This is a genomic window from Streptococcus sp. NLAE-zl-C503, from assembly GCF_900104285.1.
Lineage (GTDB): Bacteria > Bacillota > Bacilli > Lactobacillales > Streptococcaceae > Streptococcus.
The window spans coordinates 174,019-195,844 of the sequence record NZ_FNJT01000001.1 but is presented as its reverse complement, the minus strand read 5'-3'; the positions used below and the strand labels follow the sequence as shown (position 1 = coordinate 195,844).

Here is a 21,826-nt window from a genome sequence, read left to right as displayed (position 1 = left end):
CATAAAAATAGCTTATTTTAAAGATTCCTAGAGTATTCTAAGCCTCTTTTTTCTTGCGCTTGCTGTAGAGCAATCCTGCAGCAGCACCCCCCATTGCCAGACCAGCTAACAGCAATTCTGCAGAAGCCTGCTCACCTGTAGATGGCAGGCTTCGTTCTGGTTGTTGCGGATGTTCTTCAGGAGTTTTTGGCTCTGGTTTTGGTTCAGGTTTTGGTTCTGGCTTTGGAACATTATTGACTACTGTTTCAGTCACATAGGCCATACCAAAATCAATTTGGTAGGCTGTATTCTCATACTGACCACCTGTTTGACCCAATTCCTTCTTAACAGTCATTGGATTAGTAATCGTCAGAACTTCTCCAGTTTGCACGTAGGTCTTGTAGAATTCTTCTGGATTCTCCGCCTCAAATACTTGAATCGCTCCTTTGGGGATAAATCCTTGTTCTTTCAAAGATTTTTGAACTCCTACTGGAGCTTTGTCTAGACTTTCATATATAGTAGCTCTCAACCCCTTAACTACTTGACCTTTAGAATCAGTAACTTGAACACCATCTTGATTGATCGTAACAGCTTCTTCTGGGTAATCATCAACGATATAGAACCCTTTGCCAATACGATCTTTATCTACTTCAATGCCCTTGTATTGGCTATAATCTGCCGTTACCTTGTAGTAGTTGACAGAGCCTGCCAAGACCTGTTTCCCATCGATGTTAACACCTTCCTTGTTAAGATTCTTTTTGGTTGGTTTAACAGTAGGAACATTATTTACAACTGTATCAGTTTGATAGCCATTACCGAAATCAACTTGGTAAGCCGTATTCGCAAATGATTTTCCTGTATTTCGCAATTCTTCCTTAGTTACCATTGGATCAATAATTGTAACAGATTTTCCTGCCTTGATATATTGGTTAAAATAGGCTTCTGGATCATCCACTAAAAATACTTGGAAAGCTCCCTTAGGCTTAATTTTAGAACTTTCTAGAAAAGCTTTAACCTTATCATTATCAACAGATTCAATAGAATCGTACTGATACACTGAAATACCAGAAACTTCTTTTCCTTCGCTATCAATATAACGAATATCTGATTTATTAATAGTCACTGCCTCTTCTGGATAATCATCAATCGCACCAAAGCCTTTTAGAATAGCAGATGGAGCTGCCTTTATCCCTTTATACTGATCATAATCCAAGGTTATATGGTAGTAATTCGTTGAACCAGCTAGAACTGTTTTACCATCAATGATAACACCATCCTTGTTATGATTGTGTTTGAGAGGTTTGATTAAGTTGTTATTTGGATTGTCAGGATCATTCGGTTTACCTGGGGTTGTTACCTTAGCAATATTTGAATAAGACTCAAATTCATTATTCAAATTCAGGCGGAAGTTGTTCTTATAAGTTGCACCATCATTCGTTACTGTACCATACACTTTAAGAACAGGTGCGGTAAATACTTTAGTTAAATCCAAATTAACTTTAGCTAAACCTTCAGACTTCAATAACCCTTTTAACTGATGTTTAGCTTTATCATAAGTTATTGTAAAATATGAGTTTTGAGCTACAGTTTTTGCTAAATCAAGTTGATACCCTTGAGGTAAGTTATCTGTTAACTCATAAATTGTAGTTTTCTTACGATTAGCAGCAAGAGGTTTAGTTTTCAACTCCCAAACAACTTCTGATAACTTAGGTACTGACGAATTATTTACATTTGTACCTGCAGAGTTCTTAACTAACTTTTCTACAGTTGGAGTAGTTCTCAAGCGAGTGTATGTAACCTTAATTTCTCTTGGTGCGACCTCTTTTGGCACAGGTTTTAAGCCTGGTTTTGGAGGTTCACTCGGAATAGGAACGTGAGGTGTATCTGGTTCATCTTTTGGTGAGGCTAATAAAGGTTTCTCCGTAGGAGGTGTCAATGGAGTCTTATCCTTCTCCTTATATTTAGGTTCTAAAGGTCTTGGTTTTGTAGATTCACTTGGTTTAAGTGGCGGTTTTGGTTCCTCTAGTTGATTAATGATAGAACGACCACCCCATAGTTGGAACGCAAACCCTGATGAAAAGATTTCATCATCCGAATCAGCTGCTTTACCGTGATCTTTATTCCAATTATTCCAATACTCTCTATACGCAGACGACTGTGATTCTGTATAGGTACTGAAAGGCTTATCTCCGTGTTGTAAGTAAGTCAAGCGTTGAACAGAACCGTGACCAACACTTACAATAGAACCCTCTGGGATAGAGTTGTAATCATCTACATCGGTGTAGTATGGATCACCTGCCTTATAGCGGTTCAACCCACTTGGATCATCCTGCTTATACACACCATCAGCTTTTACACCCACCCAATAGGTTTTCCCATTAACTGTGGTTTCTTTAACTGACGAACCTGATGGGTTGACTACAATACCTGTACTATTATCTCCATAAGTATGTCTTACGGCTTGTCCAAAATCTAAGTCAGAGTAAATAGAGACTAAACCTAAGTCGATAGGTTTACCTGTTTTCTCATCATAATAATGAATATCCCACTCAACGTTAGTGTAATTGTAAGGATTAAAGTTTACAGAAGAAATATCCGTATCAGTTTTAGCTTTATTCCACCAAACATTCAAACGAGTATAAGTTGAAGGATTGCCTGCAATTTTATGCTCTGGTATAGGATTATTACGAGCCACAAATCTTGCAGAAATTGTTTTCCCCGTTTTTGTTTTACCAACATTATGTAAAGTGAAGGTAGAGCCTTGTTTGATACCTGTAATTACAGAACCACCATAAGTTCCTTTAGAATCAGAATGTCCATAAAAGTCTTTATTCTCTAAGCGATCATGTTGCAAATCTTTATCCAAAGTAAGAGTTGTGTTTTTATTCGCACCTAAAGCACCTTCTACAGTCTCAAGATTTGAATTACTTGAATCAAATACCGCAGTCAACTTAGAATAATAATCTAATGAGCCACGTTTAGACTGGTCGAATTCTCCATATAGTTTAACACCATTTGTACTACCTTGAACTCTCTGACCTCTTAGCTCAGCTAACTTACGATTGTACTCAGCTAAGTCTTTTTCATACTTAGCTAATTGCTCTTTGTATTTTGTTAAATCAGCCTCAGACTTACCTTTTTCAATAGTCCACTGGTTTAAAGCTTCTTCGTAAGCTTTCTTGGCATCTGCGTTTTCCTTATCAATAGCAGCGTCTTTCTTAGCTTTTTCTTCAACTGCTTTTTCATAAGTAGACTTAGCAAGAGCGTTTTCTTGTTTGATACGCTCATTCTCTTTTTCTACACGCTCTCTCTCAGCTTTTAAGCGCTCATTCTTTTCTTGATTTTTTTTATCAATCTGAGCGTTTTTAGTAGTAGCATCTGCTAAGTCTTTCTCATACTGAGCTTTAGCTTTGTCATAAGAGTCTTGCTTTTCCTTGTTCTCAGTAGTAATCGTTTTAATTTCTTCTTTACGAGTTTCTACTTCTTTTTTGTACTTCTCAGACTCGTCTACAATAGTAGTTGCTTGCTTGTCGTAACTAGACTCAATCTCAGCAGTTTTCTTAGCTAACTCTTCTGAATTAGCAATTAAACCACCATCAACCTCAGTCTCCTTAACAGTCAAACCAGCTTTCTTTGCAGTGGATACCGCAGACTCTACCTTAGCACGATCCACAGTCACCTCAACAGAACCTGTTGATTTCCCTGCACTACCTTGATCATTTTTAGACTCCGTAGTTGGAGAATCTTGCAAAGGTTTTGCATTTGTAGCAGGATTTGGATTTACTCGTTCATCTGCTCTAACTGGACTAGTTATCAAGCCCAGGGCAGCTAGACCAAGAATTACTCCACACGTTCCCCAACGTCTTGTTTTTCGGATTGATCCGAATGCTCTTGTTTCATTATTGAATTTCATGATTTCTCCTTTAACTTTTAATATAGTATTCAATATTATTCGCTTTCGATATAATTTGAAGGAGCTCTCGCCCTAAAATGTATAATTTTCATTTCTTTCTCCAATCAAAAAGTCACCAAGAAATCTTGATGACTTTAGCATGTTTAGTTTTCCTTAGATTCTCGTTTGATTTTCAACAAACTTAAAAGTGAAATAGTTACCATCCCCAAGAACCAAAGACTAGAAGTTTTTTCCCCTGTTTTAGGTAATTCGTATGTGGCAGCAGGTGCTTGATAGACTGGATTTTTCACTTCTGATGCTTGGTTTTCAACTTGATCTTGCACATACTTCACAATCTTACCATTTTGAAATACTGGAATCGGATGACCTCCAGCTAGTTCAATACTAGCTTTCTGAGCAGACAATTTTTCTTGACGCTCGATTTCCAGTTGTACTTCCAGATAATCACGATAAGCCGACAACAACTCTTTATGAGCCTCCAATACATTTCTTTGGTCTGCTTTCGCAGTTTCTAGTTTTGCTAGTGCTAACTCAAGAACTGATTTCTTTTCTTTCAAAACTTCTTGAGTAGCTTCTAGATTAACTTTAGCCTTTTCTAAGAGCTGAGGGGCACTCTTTAAAACTTCCACTCGCTCTTTTGATGCTTTCAAGGCTTCAGTTATTTCTGAAAGTAAGGCTTGACGATTGAGGATAAGTTCTTTAATTCGAGTAAGTTCACCTTGTTTAGTAATCAATGCCTCTTTCTCAGCAGTCAAAGCTTCATTCAGTGATTTCCATTCAGTTTGTTTTTCAGCTAGTTTATCTTTAGCTAACGCAAGTGCTTCACGTTTGTTTTGTACGTCTGCATTCAACTGTTCCAAAGCCTCTTGCGCTTGCTTGTTTTCTAAACCAGCTTTTTCAAGGTTTGCCACCGCCTTCTTTAACTTAGCTTCTGCTTCAGGAGTTTTTAAAGCAATATTCTGAATATCATTACGATTAGTCACTGCATTTTGCGCAGTAACTTCTGCTTGAGTATATTCTGTCTGTGCTTGTTCTTTTCTAGCTTGTGCATCCTTACGATTCGTTTCCGCAGTATCATAAGTATCCTGAGCCTGTGCCACAGAATTTCTAGCTACTTGAATTCTTTCCTGAAGACTAGCTAGATTGTTCTTAGTATCAATTTTAACATTTTGATGGAAACCATTTTTCAGAAAATCAATTGTTTTAGAATCTGTTCCAACATAGTGCATCGCAATCAAACCAAGATCTGTCTTTCGGGTTGCTACACCGATATACTGTAGCGTGACTGACTTACGATCAAGTCCTGCAAAGTTTAAAGCATGGCCCCAATCAGCGTGCTTATCATAAAACAGCATCATAACCATGTTGTTGTAAGCCTGTTGTTTCAGGTCAGCTAATGTTACTACATTATCTGCATTTTGGAAACCTATGTTTTCAGCAAGTAGACCTTGATTACCTTGATTCAAACCAACTTCTTTCGCAACTGTATTCAAAGCATCTAGGTCATGGCCGTACTGATTAGTAGATAGTTGAGTTGCTTTCTGTGCCACTTTCTGCATATCTCGATTCACTAAAACTGGAATATCATCTGTTCCCATCAATCGACGGAAATCATTAATCAAATGTGCATTGAAAATAGCAAGTTCATCTTGAACTTCAGCAGATAAATGATTGACATCAGCAATCACAGTCTTTTTATCTGCTTCACTCTGCTTAAATGGAGAAGTTGGATTTCCATAATAAGTTTCACCACCATCTGGCGAGCTAAATCCAGCAGCAGTCATTCCTTTCTTGGCAATTTCTTGTAACTTATTTGAATTTTCTTCAGTGGGGTTATTGAAGTAAGCCTTTAAAGCTTCTACATAGCCAGAAGGATAAGTGATAGAGGTCGTTGTCAAACTATCCAGGATACTTTGAGCCTTAGATAGATTCTCTTTAGCTACTCGATATTGACTTTCAACGTTAGTAGCGTGAGTGGTTGCTTGATCTAGTTCCTCCGCTTTCACTAATCTAGTTGCTTCTGTAGTCGTTACTTCATCTTCTGCTTGTTTCAGTTTAGAAGCACGTTGGTCATCTGCTTTTTTAGCTAGTTTCAAATCCTCTCGAGCTTGTGATTCAGCTTCTTCGCTCATTTCTAAGTTTCGCTTAGCTGCTTCAGCATTAGCAACAATACCCGCAACTCCAGTTCCGTCTAAAATCGCTTGTTTTTCAGCTACAATTTGTTCTGCATCTGTTACTTCTTCTTTTTTGTCATCAAGCTTTCTCGTAGCTTCTATGACATTTGCTTCCTGATCAGTAACATTCTTTTCAGCTAGCTTTTGTTGCTCCCCAGCAGAGGTCAGTTCTTCTTGAACCTTCTTCTCAGCAATTTCTTTTGCAGAGACAGCTTCTTTTGCATCCTGGATATTTTTAGGGGTAGCTTCCTTGACTACTTTCTCCGCTTGAGTAACAGCTTCTGTTGCTTCTTCAACTACTTTCTCAGCATCGTTCACCTCATTTTGAGCTGAGTTTACAATCTCCTCATGTTTTTTTACAACTGTGTTTGCCTGCTCCACATTTGCTTGGGAGATAGCAACATCAGTTTCTGTAACTGTTTTTTGAGTCGCTGTCTTCTGTTGGCTCCCTGAAATTGGCTCTATAGGCTTTACTTCTTCTGCGGAAGCCTGAGTCGTTACTCCAACCGCTACGGTTGCAATTGCGCTAGCCAACATAAATTTCTTAACTTCATTCATCATTTCCATTTGATTTCTCCTTTTTGATATTACTTAAAATAATGCTTATTTGAATAGTCTTTTAGTTCTCGTGAGATTTTATCAGACAATTTATTTGGGATAAAAGTCATAAATACTAGAATCCCTGAGGCTAAAAGAATAACTGTAAATATTATCTGTATAATACTCATTTCTTCACCTTTTCATAACATCACCTATCTGCTTTCAGCAACAAAGAAACAGTTCCTTGCTCCCCAAAACAGATAGATGAGGACTCTATCTGTTAAATTTTACCGCTAGGTCGGTGATAACCTTTACCGGTTAGCTGTAAGATAGTTTTATTTCCTTGCTTAATTCGTCTGGCAACTAAAATATCTCCACGTTTAATGGTGCGTATATCTCTATAGATTTTAGAGTATTCTGCAATCATTTCAACGGTTTGAAGTTTTCCCGCCACATATCCTTTTTTAGGAACAAGACCATACTTACTAGTTAATTTCATTTCTTCACCACTTGCAAGCCGTGCAGTGGCATCACCTTGCAAACCTAGTCGTCTTAAGTCAGTGAGTGTAACCTCACTAGTTGATTTTATTTGATTCATATTGTCCTCCTTTTTGAATCAAAGGCTGATTTACAGCCATGCCGAGTTGATGCCGTACATCTCTACTGTGTTTTTTACGCACGATTTATAGTTTAGGAATCGCAAACTCTTTCGTCTTACGGGACAAGTCAACCGTGACTTTACATAATGCAGTCAGCACTAGATATACTTTCTAGCTACACACCGCCCCTATTCTTCTTTTTATGCCTAGACTGCGCTAATCGGGACAGTGGGGATATTCAATTTTCAAAGGTCAAAAGTAGTTTTATGACTTGCTCAGGTCAAATATTTTAGAAATATGGGGCTATCTTAATTCCAGTCTTCACCTACTAAAGAATCGTAATCTTCTCCACAACACGGACAGAATCCGCATTCCTCAGCAGAATCGAACTCTGTATCACACATTGGACAATCTACTAGCATGGTAATCTCCTATCCTTATTTTGTCCGATAGGTTATCTTCTTCACCCATCTAGGGTTGATAGAAAACGGTGGAGTCGCTGATGTAAAATTCATACTCGCTCCTGTTCCAAATGAACTTGATACCAATTTTTCTAGTTCCTCCAAGTTGGAAGTGACGGAAATACTGTCTACCGTTTTATCAAAATACTCTACAATCATTTCAATTTCTTGAACTGGTTGGGAAGGTGTAGCTTTCATAGCTTGCCCTCTGTAAATTCTCTCTTGGCTATTAAACAATCCCATAAAGTCAACTCTCTTTCTTTTAGCAATTTGTTGTAATTCTTCTTAACTTGATATATTTCATTTTCAATTATTTCCCATACATTTCCTAGCATTACTATTATAAATTGCAAGTAAACCATTATAAACGTATTCAGCAATCACTTCTGATGAACGGGCAAATCGCATATTTTCTAAAGCATATCTATAACGTTCTTCAAATGGCATCATGATATAAGCCGCCATCGTATCTGAGTAATTTTCTTCTAACAGCTGAGAATAAACTAAATCATAGATATAATCCTTATCATACCTGCTAGCTTTATCAACTTTTCTGGAAAGACTGTCTTGTTTATTATTTTGGGAATTTTTAGGGAATCTCTCCTCGTCCTCCTCAGAAATAACTAATTCAGTGTCATTACTATTAGTCTCACTATATTCAGTATCGTTAGGGGCTAAATCTGACACCAGCCCCGTATAAATCTGACACCCCCCTGGTGTTTTTTTGACACCCCCCTGGTCTAAATCTGACACCCCCCTAGTGTCAGATTTGAAATCACCTGATTTATCAACCATTCTAGCAACTGTGTCATCTTGCAAGAGACCAAGGTAAATTCGATTAGCTAGATTTCCTGATTTACTTGTAGATTGTTGAACCTCATGAATTAATCCATACTCTGTGAGTTGCTTCTTAATTCTTAATAGGGTAGATTTTGAACAGTTAAGGATCTTCATCAAATTAGAGTTAGAATATACCAAATAGATATTTCCATCTTCATCAATCCAATTATTCTTGAAAGAAAGATCTAGTCTATCTTTAAGCATAGCATAAGCGACTTTTGCATCTAACCTCATATCTTCATAAATAGGATTTTCAAACAAAACCTTCGGTAAGGCATAAAAGCGATCAGATGTCTGATAATGGCTGGCACTAATGAACTGAATTTGTCTCATCAACTACACCTCTTTCAGTCTAAAGTCACCATTCACGTTAAATCCTATCAATCCAAAGGCCTCAAGTTCTTCTATACTTGCCATTATTTCTTGTCGTGTTGAACCTGTTTCCTTCATCAAAAATTGGATTATCATCTCTCTTGATATTCTCTCCTTACTTTTTTGTCTCATAATTTTACCTCCCAAAACACGAAAAAGAGCTAACGGAATTTTCCGTTAACTCAATATTTTCTATTTACCTCAAAACACTAGACACTTACATAGCAGAATTCCTAAAAAAATCGCTAGAAAACCGCCTATATAAGTTAAGAGAAAATAGCTATAAAATATCTTCTTGTCACTTAATAGTCTTTGCAGCTCGTCATTCAAGGTTGAAAAGGTCGTTAACCCTCCACAAAAACCTGTCGCTAGGATAGCATAGACTTCCTTGGACTCCACATGATTGTAGAGTAGGCCGATTAAAAAACAGCCTATAAGATTGGCTACGAGAGTCCCTAAAGGTAATTTTGAAGCTTGATTATAGCGGGAAAAGAAATAACGAACCAAGGCTCCGAACCCGCAGGCGATTGCAAGATAAACGATTACCATTTCTTCCTCCCTAGAACATAAGCCAAGAGCAGACCTCCACCAATGCTCAAAAATAAGTAGATCCCTAAACTAAGATAACGCCCGGTATCAAGCAGTTTTACTGCATCAAGCATTAGACTAGAAAAGGTTGTTAAACCACCACAAAAGCCTGTACCCAAGGCCAAAACCAAACCTTTACTGCTTCCCTTATAGACCAGATAGCCTTTTACCAGATAGACCAAGCAGAAAATTCCCAGATAATTGACAAGGAGGGTGCCCAAAGGAAAGTCTGGACTGGCTGGTAACCAAGTGGAAACCAGATAGCGGACAAGGCCTCCCAACATAGCAGCCAGAAAAATCCCGAGCGGATAAAATTGTTCTTTTTTCATTTGATATTTTGATCCTGATAGTCACGCGAACGTTTGAGAATGTCTGAAAAAGTCGCAACAATGGTCTCCTGATAGCGCTTATCTTCTACTCGATTTTTAACTTTCTCAAAAATAACTTCTTCTCTCTTAGTATCTAAAATAGGTTTTCCTGATGCTTTCTTATAAGCAACAACCCCTTCAACTAAGTGCATCCGTTCTTCTAGGAGCTTGACGATTTGATCGTCAATTTGATCAATTTCTTGCCGAATAATATCTAAGTTCATACAGTCTCCTCCTTTATTTGAATTATTGTATCAAAAAGCCTCTAAATAGGCTAGTAAAATCCAAAAAAACTAATAAAAAAACGCACCGACTTCTTCCAGTCAGCGCAGTTTGATTCTTATCCTACTTTTGCAGCCAATTCTTCTGCGAATTGTTCCAAACGTTCGATGTCTTCTTCTTCGGCAGAGAGGTCCACTTTAACACACTCTGAACCTTTTTCTGCTCCTGTCGCTACAAAAACACGATCAAAGTCATCAACAGCCTTACAGAATTCGTCGTAGAAGGTATCTCCTGAACCGACCACTCCGTAGATTTTGCCATTCAAGTTGAGATCTGCTAGGTCTTCGTAGAAGTCCATCATCTCATCGGGCAATTCTCCATCTCCGTAGGTGTAAGTCGCAACGATTGCGATGTCCGCTTCCAAGAAGTCTGAAGCGTCAACAGTTGTACATTCATCAACATCGACATCCAAGCCCAAGTCACGTAATTTGTCTGCTACAATATCTGCAATTTCTTCGGTATTACCGGTCATACTGGCAAATACAATTTTTGCTAATGCCATATCGTCCTCCTCAATTTATCTTTCTCCATTATATCATATCTTTTTCATTTTAAAAATAAAAATTCTTGTGCTACAATGAAATGAGAAAGAATTGAGGTTATTTATGGAAATTTGCCAGCAAATTTTAGAGAAAATCAAAGAATACGATACCATTATCATTCATCGTCATATGAAACCAGACCCTGATGCCTTGGGAAGTCAGGTAGGCTTGAAAGCTCTTCTCAAACACCATTTTCCAGAAAAGACCATCAAAGCAGTCGGTTTTAATGAACCGACTTTGACTTGGATGGCGGAAATGGATACTGTCCAAGATAGTGACTACCAAGGAGCCCTTGCTATTATTTGTGATACAGCGAATCGTCCTCGTATCGATGATAAACGCTATGAACAAGCTGCTTTCACCATCAAAATCGATCATCATCCTAATGATGATGTTTATGGCGACCTATCTTGGGTGGATACAAGTTCAAGCAGCGCCAGTGAGATGATTGCTCTATTTGCTCAAGAAAACCAACTAACTTTGTCTAGCGAAGCGGCACGACTTCTCTATGCAGGAATTGTCGGGGACACAGGGCGTTTTCTCTACCCATCAACTAGTGCTCGTACCTTTAGAATAGCTGGCCAGCTCCGAGAAATTGATTTTGACTTTGCTGGATTGTCTCGTCAAATGGATACCATGAGCTTCAAGATTGCAAAACTGCAAGGCTTTGTCTATGATCATTTAGAAGTTGATGAGAATGGAGCCGCACGCGTTCTGCTTACTCAAAACATCTTGGAAAAATATAAGGTTACGGATGCTGAAACAGCATCGATTGTTGGAGCACCTGGTCGAATCGATACCGTTAAGGCTTGGGCTATCTTTGTTGAACAAGCTGATGGTCACTTCCGTGTGCGAATGCGCAGTAAAATTATCCCTATCAATGAAATTGCCAAACAACACGACGGAGGAGGACATCCATTAGCCAGTGGTGCCAATTCCTATAGTCTAGAAGAAAACGAAATCATCTACCAAAAGTTAAAAAACTTGCTTAAAAACTGATAAAATACTTGCCAAACTTTTCAGAATCTGATAGACTAGTATGGTAACAATCTATGGCTCGCAAAGAGACCATGGCAGAAAGGAAATATTGCAAAATGAAAAAAGATATCCATCCAGAATATCGCCCAGTTGTCTTCATGGACACAACTACTGGTTACAAATTCCTTAGCGGTTCAACTAAACGCTCTAACGAAACTGTTGAGTTCGAAGGCGAAACTTACCCATTGATCCGTGTGGAAATTTCATCAGACTCACACCCATTCTACACTGGACGTCAAAAGTTCACTCAAGCAGATGGACGCGTGGATCGTTTCAACAAAAAATACGGTCTCAAATAATGATAAAAAAGAACAGTTTCAACTGTTCTTTTTTTACTTCTTTTTATGAATCAACTACGACTACTTCCTCTTTACCAATCTTCCCGATGCCGAGACTTGACTTCAAAACCACTCTTAAAAAATATCGAAAAGAAGCTTGATATTGAGAATGGTTAAGATAATGGAAACTGCGTAACCTAGGATTGTGTTCCACTTGGCATTGGTAAATTCTCCCATCAGTGACTTCTTAGAGGTCAGATAAATCAAGGGGAAGATTGAAAACGGAAGAGCGATCGAAAGAAAGACCTGTGAATAGACCAATAACTGATCCAAGGTTTTTTCTTGATGCCCAAACAAAACGGCGACAATAATCACAGGTAGCAAGGCAAAAATACGTGTACCGATACGGATAATCCACTGAGGCAATTTCAGATGCAAGAAACCTTCCATAACGATCTGTCCAGTTAAGGTACCTGTAATAGTAGAATTTTGGCCACTTGCTAAGAGGGCCAAAGCAAATAAAGTTGACAGAGTTGAGCTGGCTATCGCTCCTGCTATTGCCGAATCCTGTAAAGCATTGTACATTTGGGAGAAAGCTGAAATTTCAGATGCGTGACCAAAAAAGAGAGAGGCCCCTAAAATGAGCAGCAAGGAATTGACAATAAAGGCTAGGGACAACTGAAGATTTGAATCCCAGGTCATAAAACGCACGGCTTTTCGAACATCCTTCTTATCTTTGTGATTGATTTTCCTTGTTTGGGATAGAGAGGAATGGAGATAGAGATTATGGGGCATGACTGTCGCTCCTACAATCCCTAGAGCCAAGGTCAATTGGCTTTCATGACCCGGCAATGGTGTTTCAAATAATGTTGGAGTCGGTAAATAACCACCAAAAATACCCTGAATACTTGGATTGGATAAGGCCACAAGATAGGTAAAGATAGCTAATATGGTTAAAATAAGGGTCGTAACAATAGCTTCAATTTTTTTGAAACCAAATTTCATCAATAAAAGTAACAAAAATACATCTAAAACAGTTAGAAGGATAGCGACCATAATCGGTATTTTAAACAAAAGATTTAAGGCAATCGCTGAACCTAAAACTTCAGCCAAATCTGTCGCCATTAAAGCTAATTCTAAAATCACCCATAAACTATAGCGAAGCCACTTGGGAGCATGATGAGCTGTGGCCTGCGCTAGGTCCATCCTAGTCACGATACCGATCTTTCCAGCCATCTGTTGTAGTTGCATGGCGATGATGGATGAAATCAAAATAACAAATAAGAGACTATACTTGTAGGACGCCCCACCAACCACACTGGTGATCCAGTTTCCTGGATCCATGTAGCCAACTGCCACAAGTGCACCAGGTCCTAAGAATGCTTTTAGATTTTGCCAAAAATGATTGTTATTTGGAGTCTCAATAGATTGATTGATCTCAGAAAGAGAGATTTTTTCATAAGAGGACATAGGGATTTCCCACTTTCTAATCTGTCTTTACATATTTTCTTAATGGAATTTTTGAAAATATAATGAAAATAGTTTTCCATTTCCAATTCTTCCTTATTATATCACATTTTGGAATGATTCTTAAGGAAAGAATGATGGTTGAAATAGGCAATTTCTGTATTGTAAAAGCCAGCGTTTTTTGACGCTGGCTTTAAAACTGTGAAAAATATTTCTCAACTAGATCGCTTCTGTGACAAAACTGCGACTTTCTAGTACCTTGAGCATGGCATCTGCTGTGTCTAGGGCTGTAAAGAGTGGCACACCGTGTTCAATGGCTGAACGACGGATTTGCTCACCATCTTCGTCAGCAGTTCGTTTGGTTCCGACAGTATTGATGATCGCTTGGATTTTTCCTTTGCGGACAAAGCTTGGAATATCCTTCTCATCGTCACCAATCTTACCAACAGGCTGGGCATGCAGTCCATGACTAGCAAAGAAGGCTGCAGTTCCTTCTGTCGCGAGGATACCGTAACCGATATTTTGGAAACGACGAGCCAAGTCCAAGGCTTCTTCTTTAGCATCATCTGCGATGGTAAAGACTACATTTCCAAAGGTTGGTAAGTGTAAGTAAGAAGCTTCAAAGGCTTTATAGAGAGCTTTTTCTAGAGTTGTATCAGAACCCATAACTTCACCTGTTGACTTCATTTCAGGACCAAGTAAGCTATCTACCTTAGCTAACTTGGTGAAGGAGAAGACTGGCGCCTTGATATGAACGCGTGTACTTTCAGGGTAAAGTCCATCTTGGTAGCCAAGTTCTCCAAGGTTTTGACCAAGAATCAGCTTAGTTGCTACCTGAGCCATAGGGATATTGGTTACCTTAGAAAGGAATGGAACCGTACGGCTGGCACGTGGATTGACCTCAATGACATAGACTTTTTCATCCTTGATGACAAACTGGATGTTCATCATACCAAGACAGTTAAGGCCAATTGCTAGGCGTTTAGTATAGTCAGCGATTGTTTCTTGCACCTTTTGCGACAAGGTTTGTGGTGGGTAAACGGCCATTGAGTCACCTGAGTGGACACCAGCACGTTCGATATGCTCCATGATACCAGGGATGAGGACATTTTTTCCATCTGAGATGGCATCAACTTCACATTCTTGCCCAACGATGTAAGAATCAACAAGGACTGGATGATCTGGACTTGCCTTAACAGCGGTACGCATGTAAGAACGAAGATCTTCTTCGTTTTCAACGATTTCCATGGCACGTCCACCCAAGACATAAGATGGACGAACCAGGACTGGGAAACCAATTTTGCGAGCTGCAAGCACAGCTTCTTCTTCATTAGTCGCTGTTTGTCCTGGTGGCTGTGGAATATCTAAATCTTTGAGTGCTTGTTCAAAGAGATCACGGTCTTCGGCACGGTCTAGGTCAGCAACTTGTGTACCAAGAATGGTCACACCTGCTTTTGCCAAGGGCTCTGCAAGGTTGATGGCTGTTTGACCACCGAACTGAACGATAACCCCTTTTGGTTGCTCAAGGTCAATGACATTCATGACATCTTCAAAAGTTAATGGCTCAAAGTAGAGCTTGTCAGACACAGAGAAGTCTGTTGAAACAGTCTCTGGGTTTGAGTTCATGATGATAGCTTCATAACCAGCTGCCTGGATAGCCTTAACCGAGTGAACGGTTGCGTAGTCAAACTCAACCCCTTGACCGATACGGATTGGACCTGAACCTAGGACAAGGACAGATTCCTTATCCGACTTGATAGACTCATTTTCCCATCCATAGGTTGAATAGAAGTATGGTGTTTCAGAGTCAAACTCTGCCGCACAGGTATCGACCATCTTGTATACTGGGACAATCTTATTTCCCAGACGAAGTTGACGAACTTGATCAGCTGTCGTTTCCCAGAGTTCAGCAATCTTGCGGTCTGAGAAACCATTAAGTTTAGCAGTTTTCAAGACTTCTAAATCTTGTGGATGGGCACCCAATTCCTGCTCAATTTCAAAGATGTGCAAGAGTTTATCTAGATAGAAGATATCAATCTTGGTCAATTCAGCAATTTCTTCTGGTGTGTAACCACGGCGAATGGCTTCTGATACGTAGAAGAGACGGTCATCTTGGGCTTTCACAACTTTTTCAATCAAGGCATCATCCGAAACTGTTGTAAGTTCAGGCATTTCATTGTGGTGAACCCCAATTTCAAGGGAGCGACAAGCTTTAAGAAGAGATTCCTCGATATTACGACCAATCGCCATGACTTCTCCAGTCGCCTTCATCTGGGTACCAAGACGACGCTCCCCTTTTTCAAACTTATCAAATGGGAAACGTGGAATCTTAGCAACGACGTAGTCAAGGGCTGGTTCAAACATGGCATAGGTTGAACCTGTAACTGGGTTGATAACCTCATCTAGGGTCAAACCGACGGCAATCTTGGCAGCCAATTTGGCAATCGGATAACCTGTTGCCTTAGAAGCAAGAGCTGACGAACGCGATACACGAGGGTTTACTTCGATAACATAGTATTTAAAGCTATGCGGATCAAGAGCCAACTGAACGTTACATCCACCTTCAATTTTGAGGGCACGAATGATGCTCAAGCTCGCGTCACGTAGCATTTGGTTTTCATAGTCTGACATGGTTTGCGCAGGAGCAAATACAATAGAATCCCCTGTATGAATCCCAACTGGGTCAAAGTTTTCCATGTTACAAACAACCAAGGCATTGTCAGCTGAGTCGCGCATCACTTCGTATTCGATTTCCTTGAAACCTGCAATGGAACGCTCAATCAAACATTGGGTAACAGGTGACAGTTTCAACCCATTTTCAGCGATTTCACGCAATTCTTCCTCATTGGCACACATACCACCACCAGTACCACCAAGTGTGAAAGCTGGACGAACGATAACTGGGTAGCCGATTGATGCCGCAAAGGAAACAGCTTCTTCCACTGTGTTGACAATTTCAGATTCAGGGATCGGTTGCTCAAGCTCTTCCATCAATTGTTTAAAGAGGTCACGGTCCTCCGCTTGGTCGATGGCAGATAATTTAGTACCTAAAAGCTCTACCCCAAGCTCATCTAGAATACCATTTTTAGACAATTCCATGGCCATATTAAGCCCTGTTTGACCACCAAGAGTTGGAAGCAAGGCATCTGGACGTTCCTTACGGAGAATACGTGTCACAAACTCAAGTGTAATCGGTTCAATATAAACCTTGTCTGCAATCTCCTTGTCCGTCATGATAGTGGCAGGGTTTGAGTTCACCAAGACAACTTCATAACCTTCCTCTTTCAAAGACAAGCAGGCCTGGGTTCCCGCGTAGTCAAACTCAGCAGCCTGACCAATAATAATCGGACCAGAACCAATCACCATAATTTTTTGAATATCAGTACGTTTAGGCATAGTTTATGATACAAAGCCCGTCAAGAACAAAGTGAAAATAGGAAACTCGGTGCAGATGCCTTCAGCATCAAGACGATGTTTATCTTTTTCACACAGTTCTTAGGGCGTGTTCACTTCCGCGAACAATGTATCTTCTCCTTTCTATTCGTCGCCTCACAGAGCGACATTAAATAAATTCTCCGACGATTTTTTAGCGAAACGATACTTTTCGATAAAAAATCTAGTGCAGGGAGTTTTTAGTTCGCCTAATAGCGACTAAAAGAAACGACCTGCCTTTCTATTCGGCAACTCTCAGGTTGCCATTAAATAAATTCTCCGATGATTTTTCAATAATAAATCGAGTGTAAAAATTTTCAGCATCTCATTGCTCAACTAAAAGAAAGGACTTGCCTTTTTATTCGACAAGCCTCTGACAGAGTTTCCTATATCAGCGATTAGCAGATTTAAACGACTCCATCATTTCGATAAATTCATCAAAGAGATAGCTTGCATCATGCGGTCCTGGAGCTGCATCTGGGTGGAATTGCACAGAGAAACCTGGTTGGTATCTGTGACGCACACCTTCAACTGACTTGTCATTGATTTCTTCGTGGGTAATAATCAAATGCTCTGGCAAATCCTCACGGCTAACCGCATAACCATGGTTCTGGCTAGTAAAGTCTACTCGGCCTGTTGCAATTTCACGCACCGCATGGTTAAATCCACGGTGACCAAACTTCATCTTGTAGGTCTTAGCACCATTTGCCATAGCAAAAAGTTGATGTCCCATACAGATACCAAAGATCGGAATTTTCCCTTGCACACCACGAATCATATCGAGCGCCTGGGGAACATCTTCTGGGTTACCTGGACCGTTTGACAACATGATCCCGTCAGGATGGAGATGGAGAATCTCTTCTGCTGTTGTTGTGTATGGAACAACGGTCACGTTACAGTTACGCTTAGATAGTTCGCGTAAGATGGAGTGTTTGAGACCAAAGTCTACCAATACGACACTCAATCCAACTCCAGGAGCAGGATAAGCTGTCTTAGTAGAGACTTGCTTGATATTATCTGTCGGTAGAACTGTCGCTTGGAGCTGGTCTATGATATGGTCCATCGTATCACCAACATGCGTAAGGGTTGCACGCATGGTACCATGCTTACGGATAATTTTTGTCAAAGCCCGGGTATCAATTCCTGAGATACCTGGGATTTTCTTCGCTTTCAAGAATTCATCCAAGGTCATTTGATTACGCCAGTTGCTGGCTCTACGCGCTTCTTCAAAAACTACTACTCCCTTACAGGTAGGATTGATAGATTCGTAGTCGTCACGGTTAATTCCATAATTTCCCACCAAAGGGTAGGTAAAGGTTAAGATTTGTCCATTGTAAGACTGGTCTGTTATAGACTCTTGGTAACCAGTCATCCCTGTATTAAAGACGATTTCCCCTGTTACATCAATATCTGCTCCGAAGGCCTTGCCTTCAAATACTGTACCATCTTCTAATACTAGAAGTCGTTTTTTCATCTACTCACCTCTCGTTGATGCTCTCAGACATCTTTTAACGCTTTGTGCCTTATTTTGCTTTTCTATAGGCCAGCACAGATTCTAAAATTGCCATTCTGACAAAGACACCGTTGGTCATTTGCTGAACAATACGTGATTTCGGTGCTTCTACCAAGTGATCAGCGATTTCCACATCACGATTGACTGGAGCTGGGTGCATAAGGATTGCTTTTTCTTTCAAGCGGTCATAGCGTTCTTGTGTCAATCCATGCTGGTTATGATAGTCTTCTTTTGAAAATCCTGTCACAATTTCATGACGTTCATGTTGCACACGAAGAAACATCATAACATCTACTTGATCAATTACCTCATCAATTGATACAAAGCGACCGTAATGCTCAAACTCCTCACTTCTCCATTCCTCAGGACCCGCAAAGTAAAGCTCCGCTCCTAAGCGTTTAAGAATTTGCATATTAGACTTAGCTACTCGAGAGTGGTTTAGGTCGCCAGCGATGGCCACCTTAAGACCTTCAAAATGTCCAAATTCTTCATAAATTGTCATCAAATCAAGCAAACTTTGGCTAGGGTGTTGCCCTGAACCGTCCCCACCATTGATAATCGAAGTTGTGATGGTCGGGCTAGCAATCAATTCTCTATAGTAGTCCACCTCTGGGTGACGAATGACACAGGCATCCACTCCAAGTGCAGACAGCGTCAAGATTGTGTCATAGAGTGTTTCACCCTTATTCACTGAACTGGTCTTCACATCGAAATCCAAAAGATCAAGTCCAAGTTTCAGTTCTGCTACCTCAAAGGATTTGTGGGTACGAGTTGAACTTTCAAAGAAAAGGTTGGAAACGATATGTTGTTCCTCATAAGAAGCACTCGCTCCGTTTTTAAATTCGATTCCTCGTTTAATCAATTTCATTACTTGTTCTACAGTAAGGTCTTCCATAGAAACGACATGTTGCAAAGCTTGTTGATTTTCTGACATTTTTTTACTCCTTTTGGTGTTTAGGCTTGTTCTGTGATTAGTACTCTGTCTTGTCCATCCAGTTCTGTCATCTCTACGATGATTTCTTCAGAACGACTGGTTGGGATATTTTTCCCAACATAGTCCGGACGGATTGGAAGTTCTCTGTGGCCACGATCAACCAAGACTGCCAAACTCACGCGAGCAGGACGACCATGGCTGACGATGTTGTCAATAGCTGCACGAATAGTACGACCTGTATAGAGCACATCATCCACCAAAATGACTTCCCGATCTGTCACATCAACAGAGATTACAGAGGTATCTTCCCCACTTTTGACATCGTCACGGAAAGGTTTGGTATCCAATTCTACTACGGGAACAGAGACATTTTCTAGCTGTTCCAAACGTTCTTGAATACGATGGGCGATAAAAACTCCACGTGTTTTAATCCCAGCCAGAACGATTCTATTTAAATCTTTGTTGCGTTCGATAATCTCGTAGGTAATCCGAGTGATCGCTCGTTTGACGGTCAATTCGTCTACAACTTCTTTTGTCCTCATGACAAACCTCCAAAAAGAAAAGTCTCCTTAACAAGGAGACTTCAGAATGTATAGCCAAGCCAGCCCTACTGTAAAGAGTATAGACTTCTGCTATCTATTGATCCGACTCCTTGCCTGCCTCACGGGACAGGTTTAAAGGAATATTTTATTGTTATTACTATATCACAAAGAATGGATCAATGCAAGAAAAAAACATAAAATTTTTATCTTATAACGAACTAAAATCATATAATTGGGGATAGTGATCGCATTCTGGGTTCTTTGGATGACAGATAGCCCGTCCAAAGTAAATCATGGCTTGATGGGCTGCCAACCATTTCTCTGGTGGCAGAATATCCATGACACGTTTTTCTACTTCAAGGGGTGTGGCTGATTTTTTAACAATATCATGGTGCTTGCAGATACGTTCAACATGGGTATCCACTGCAAAGGCTGGAATTCCAAAGCCCACACTCATAACGACATTTGCTGTTTTACGTCCAACACCTGCTAGACTTTCTAATTCCTCGCGAGTCTGAGGGACTTGACCATCAAAATCGTCTAGTAGCTGTTGGGCACATTTTTTTAGAAACTTGGCCTTATTTCGATAAAGTCCTAGGCGGGAAATGTGTGAGGCAATTTCACTTTCAGTCGCGACAGACATGGCTTGAGGCGTTGGAAAAGCTGCAAAGAGGGCTGGCGTAGCCTTGTTGACTGCAGCATCTGTTGTCTGAGCTGACAACATCACCGCAACCAGTAGTTCAAAATGATTGGTAAAATCAAGGCTGGGTTTGGCGTCTGGGAAGAGGGCAATGATTTCTTCTAGCACCTTTCGTGCTCGTTTTTTTGACAAGACCATTATTCGTCTCCGTCAAATAGTCCTTGCAAGCCAGCAAATGGACTGTTTTCTTCTTTCTTGACTGCTTGTTGGGCTTGGTATTCTTCCTCAGTCATGATTTGCCAGTCATTTCCAGACACAAAACCTTGACCAGCTTCTTCTTCTGCTGTTAAGACTTTGATTGGAATGTTTAGCAAGATATTATCGGAAACGCTCTCAGCAAGGTCGATTTCCCCATTTTCGATAGGCAAGACCAAGTCATCATCTAGAACTTCCTGGTCTAGTTGATTGGTTGCTCCTTCCATGAAGACCTCTGTCACTGGATAAGACTCAGCCAACTCAACTGGCTCCATACTGCGGCTGGAAGCAAGGACAATGGTATAAGATAGCTGATAGTCTAAGAAATACAGACGATCTTCGTACTGCACCTTCCCCACAGCAAGGATATCTTTGACATCTAAAATCTCTTGATTTCGTTTACGCAAGTCTGCTGCCAGGTCTAAAGCTTGTTCAAAGTGTAGACCTTCAGGCTGCTTACGAATTTCTTGAATATTTAACTTCATATTTCCTCCATAAAGATGTACTCACTTGATTATACCATGAAAAGGCTATAAGTCAGCCTCCCAAACCTTGATATTAAAATCTCGTTTTTAACATATTTACTATGACATATTTTCTGTTTAGTGCTATACTATAGGCAAGAATACATCAGAGCAAGGAGGATGCTCATATGGAAGACAAAATACTAATCAACGAAGCTTACCAACTCCTATCCGAGTTAAATAAAAGCTACCAAAACTGCAAACAAAGTACAGCCGATGATTTCCGTCTACAAGAACTGCTGAACAGCACTCTCAAGGAACTTAAAAAAGCGGAAAAGCTTGACAATAGTATCTTAATCGACCTTGAGAAATTTTACCAACGTACCAGTCTTCTGATTGGACTGGGGAGCCTAAAACTAAACGACCAAGCACGCACCGCTTGGCGCAACTATGATAAGTTCCATTACGAGCATGTCAAACACGTACTGACTCTCTATGGACCTGTTTTTGGATTTTAGATCTTGAAATTACTTGTTTTCTATTGACAAAATTTCCTGAAAGGTATAGGATAGAGGTACTAATACTCGGAGGTAAGGGAGACATGA

20 protein-coding genes are annotated in these 21,826 nt (G+C 40.0%); 3 read left to right on the top strand and 17 right to left on the bottom strand.

Annotated elements, in window-relative coordinates; genetic code table 11:
* Positions 1-37: 37 nt before the first annotated feature.
* The 10 genes from BLS46_RS00925 to BLS46_RS00885 all read right to left on the bottom strand — a co-directional run bounded on the left by BLS46_RS00925 (position 38) and on the right by BLS46_RS00885 (position 10,618).
* A complete protein-coding gene (locus BLS46_RS00925; protein ID WP_093584824.1) occupies positions 38-3,892 on the bottom strand; it encodes an SspB-related isopeptide-forming adhesin in 3,855 nt (1,284 codons plus the stop codon).
* A gap of 143 nt (positions 3,893-4,035) precedes the next feature.
* On the bottom strand, positions 4,036-6,633 hold the full coding sequence (locus tag BLS46_RS00920) for an SEC10/PgrA surface exclusion domain-containing protein (protein WP_093584821.1): 2,598 nt from the start codon (positions 6,631-6,633) through the stop codon (positions 4,036-4,038).
* Between the two features lie 253 nt (positions 6,634-6,886).
* Positions 6,887-7,204, bottom strand: coding sequence for a hypothetical protein (locus BLS46_RS00915; RefSeq protein WP_093584819.1), 318 nt, complete (start codon positions 7,202-7,204; stop codon positions 6,887-6,889).
* Between the two features lie 438 nt (positions 7,205-7,642).
* On the bottom strand, positions 7,643-7,909 hold the full coding sequence (locus tag BLS46_RS00910; RefSeq protein ID WP_093584816.1) for a thiopurine S-methyltransferase: 267 nt from the start codon (positions 7,907-7,909) through the stop codon (positions 7,643-7,645).
* Between the two features lie 63 nt (positions 7,910-7,972).
* Entirely contained in the window at positions 7,973-8,839 is an 867-nt protein-coding gene (locus BLS46_RS00905) for a replication initiator protein A (protein WP_093584813.1), read from the bottom strand.
* A 3-nt stretch (positions 8,840-8,842) separates the two neighbouring features.
* Entirely contained in the window at positions 8,843-9,010 is a 168-nt protein-coding gene (locus tag BLS46_RS09940; protein ID WP_218969772.1) for a hypothetical protein, read from the bottom strand.
* A gap of 69 nt (positions 9,011-9,079) precedes the next feature.
* On the bottom strand, positions 9,080-9,427 hold the full coding sequence (crcB, locus tag BLS46_RS00900; protein WP_093584810.1) for a fluoride efflux transporter CrcB: 348 nt from the start codon (positions 9,425-9,427) through the stop codon (positions 9,080-9,082).
* A complete protein-coding gene (gene crcB / locus BLS46_RS00895; protein ID WP_093584807.1) occupies positions 9,421-9,795 on the bottom strand; it encodes a fluoride efflux transporter CrcB in 375 nt (124 codons plus the stop codon). Before crcB (BLS46_RS00895) ends, crcB (BLS46_RS00900) begins: the two co-directional genes overlap by 7 nt.
* Positions 9,792-10,058 carry a chorismate mutase gene (locus tag BLS46_RS00890; RefSeq protein ID WP_070534556.1) on the bottom strand — a complete coding sequence of 89 codons (267 nt, stop codon included), beginning with the start codon at positions 10,056-10,058 and terminating at the stop codon, positions 9,792-9,794. Before BLS46_RS00890 ends, crcB (BLS46_RS00895) begins: the two co-directional genes overlap by 4 nt.
* Positions 10,059-10,174: 116 nt before the next feature.
* Positions 10,175-10,618: a flavodoxin gene (locus BLS46_RS00885; protein WP_001162125.1), complete on the bottom strand. Its 444-nt coding sequence runs from the start codon at positions 10,616-10,618 to the stop codon at positions 10,175-10,177.
* A gap of 103 nt (positions 10,619-10,721) precedes the next feature.
* Between BLS46_RS00885 and BLS46_RS00880 the strand changes: the two genes are divergently transcribed.
* Positions 10,722-11,657 carry a DHH family phosphoesterase gene (locus BLS46_RS00880; protein WP_093584804.1) on the top strand — a complete coding sequence of 312 codons (936 nt, stop codon included), beginning with the start codon at positions 10,722-10,724 and terminating at the stop codon, positions 11,655-11,657.
* A 95-nt stretch (positions 11,658-11,752) separates the two neighbouring features.
* The gene (locus tag BLS46_RS00875; protein WP_000710762.1) at positions 11,753-11,995 is read left to right on the top strand and encodes a type B 50S ribosomal protein L31; all 243 of its coding nucleotides are present in this window, start codon (positions 11,753-11,755) and stop codon (positions 11,993-11,995) included.
* Between the two features lie 114 nt (positions 11,996-12,109).
* Here BLS46_RS00875 and BLS46_RS00870 read toward each other — a convergent pair whose 3' ends face one another.
* The 7 genes from BLS46_RS00870 to BLS46_RS00840 form a co-directional block, all read right to left on the bottom strand.
* The gene (locus tag BLS46_RS00870; protein WP_093584801.1) at positions 12,110-13,444 is read right to left on the bottom strand and encodes an Nramp family divalent metal transporter; all 1,335 of its coding nucleotides are present in this window, start codon (positions 13,442-13,444) and stop codon (positions 12,110-12,112) included.
* Between the two features lie 216 nt (positions 13,445-13,660).
* On the bottom strand, positions 13,661-16,837 hold the full coding sequence (gene carB, locus BLS46_RS00865; protein ID WP_093584798.1) for a carbamoyl-phosphate synthase large subunit: 3,177 nt from the start codon (positions 16,835-16,837) through the stop codon (positions 13,661-13,663).
* A 427-nt stretch (positions 16,838-17,264) separates the two neighbouring features.
* Positions 17,265-18,347, bottom strand: coding sequence for a carbamoyl phosphate synthase small subunit (locus BLS46_RS00860; RefSeq protein ID WP_084946245.1), 1,083 nt, complete (start codon positions 18,345-18,347; stop codon positions 17,265-17,267).
* 49 nt (positions 18,348-18,396) lie between these two features.
* A complete protein-coding gene (locus BLS46_RS00855; protein ID WP_001293859.1) occupies positions 18,397-19,320 on the bottom strand; it encodes an aspartate carbamoyltransferase catalytic subunit in 924 nt (307 codons plus the stop codon).
* Between the two features lie 20 nt (positions 19,321-19,340).
* Positions 19,341-19,862 carry a bifunctional pyr operon transcriptional regulator/uracil phosphoribosyltransferase PyrR gene (gene pyrR / locus BLS46_RS00850; RefSeq protein ID WP_001259299.1) on the bottom strand — a complete coding sequence of 174 codons (522 nt, stop codon included), beginning with the start codon at positions 19,860-19,862 and terminating at the stop codon, positions 19,341-19,343.
* A 208-nt stretch (positions 19,863-20,070) separates the two neighbouring features.
* Entirely contained in the window at positions 20,071-20,700 is a 630-nt protein-coding gene (nth, locus tag BLS46_RS00845; RefSeq protein ID WP_084946246.1) for an endonuclease III, read from the bottom strand.
* Positions 20,700-21,242 (bottom strand): YceD family protein, encoded by a 543-nt coding sequence (locus BLS46_RS00840; RefSeq protein WP_093584795.1) that lies wholly within the window; start codon positions 21,240-21,242, stop codon positions 20,700-20,702. The genes nth and BLS46_RS00840 overlap by 1 nt, the downstream gene beginning before the upstream one ends.
* A gap of 167 nt (positions 21,243-21,409) precedes the next feature.
* On the opposite strand from BLS46_RS00840, the gene BLS46_RS00835 reads away from it, so the two are divergent.
* Positions 21,410-21,739, top strand: coding sequence for a helicase BlpT (locus tag BLS46_RS00835; RefSeq protein ID WP_093584792.1), 330 nt, complete (start codon positions 21,410-21,412; stop codon positions 21,737-21,739).
* Positions 21,740-21,826 lie beyond the last annotated feature (87 nt).

Bases quoted from the DNA above. Each gene is read 5' to 3' on its own strand.
- BLS46_RS00920 (WP_093584821.1), bottom strand. From the start codon at position 6,633: ATGGAAATGATGAATGAAGTTAAGAAATTTATGTTGGCTAGCGCAATT.
- nth (WP_084946246.1), bottom strand. From the start codon at position 20,700: ATGGTCTTGTCAAAAAAACGAGCACGAAAGGTGCTAGAAGAAATCATT.
- BLS46_RS00885 (WP_001162125.1), bottom strand. From the start codon at position 10,618: ATGGCATTAGCAAAAATTGTATTTGCCAGTATGACCGGTAATACCGAA.
- BLS46_RS00840 (WP_093584795.1), bottom strand. From the start codon at position 21,242: ATGAAGTTAAATATTCAAGAAATTCGTAAGCAGCCTGAAGGTCTACAC.
- carB (WP_093584798.1), bottom strand. From the start codon at position 16,837: ATGCCTAAACGTACTGATATTCAAAAAATTATGGTGATTGGTTCTGGT.
- BLS46_RS00890 (WP_070534556.1), bottom strand. From the start codon at position 10,058: ATGAACTTAGATATTATTCGGCAAGAAATTGATCAAATTGACGATCAA.
- BLS46_RS00860 (WP_084946245.1), bottom strand. From the start codon at position 18,347: ATGAAAAAACGACTTCTAGTATTAGAAGATGGTACAGTATTTGAAGGC.
- BLS46_RS00905 (WP_093584813.1), bottom strand. From the start codon at position 8,839: ATGAGACAAATTCAGTTCATTAGTGCCAGCCATTATCAGACATCTGAT.
- BLS46_RS00915 (WP_093584819.1), bottom strand. From the start codon at position 7,204: ATGAATCAAATAAAATCAACTAGTGAGGTTACACTCACTGACTTAAGA.
- BLS46_RS00925 (WP_093584824.1), bottom strand. From the start codon at position 3,892: ATGAAATTCAATAATGAAACAAGAGCATTCGGATCAATCCGAAAAACA.
- crcB (WP_093584810.1), bottom strand. From the start codon at position 9,427: ATGGTAATCGTTTATCTTGCAATCGCCTGCGGGTTCGGAGCCTTGGTT.
- BLS46_RS00870 (WP_093584801.1), bottom strand. From the start codon at position 13,444: ATGTCCTCTTATGAAAAAATCTCTCTTTCTGAGATCAATCAATCTATT.
- BLS46_RS00910 (WP_093584816.1), bottom strand. From the start codon at position 7,909: ATGGGATTGTTTAATAGCCAAGAGAGAATTTACAGAGGGCAAGCTATG.
- BLS46_RS00875 (WP_000710762.1), top strand. From the start codon at position 11,753: ATGAAAAAAGATATCCATCCAGAATATCGCCCAGTTGTCTTCATGGAC.
- pyrR (WP_001259299.1), bottom strand. From the start codon at position 19,862: ATGAGGACAAAAGAAGTTGTAGACGAATTGACCGTCAAACGAGCGATC.
- BLS46_RS00855 (WP_001293859.1), bottom strand. From the start codon at position 19,320: ATGTCAGAAAATCAACAAGCTTTGCAACATGTCGTTTCTATGGAAGAC.
- BLS46_RS09940 (WP_218969772.1), bottom strand. From the start codon at position 9,010: ATGAGACAAAAAAGTAAGGAGAGAATATCAAGAGAGATGATAATCCAA.
- crcB (WP_093584807.1), bottom strand. From the start codon at position 9,795: ATGAAAAAAGAACAATTTTATCCGCTCGGGATTTTTCTGGCTGCTATG.
- BLS46_RS00880 (WP_093584804.1), top strand. From the start codon at position 10,722: ATGGAAATTTGCCAGCAAATTTTAGAGAAAATCAAAGAATACGATACC.
- BLS46_RS00835 (WP_093584792.1), top strand. From the start codon at position 21,410: ATGGAAGACAAAATACTAATCAACGAAGCTTACCAACTCCTATCCGAG.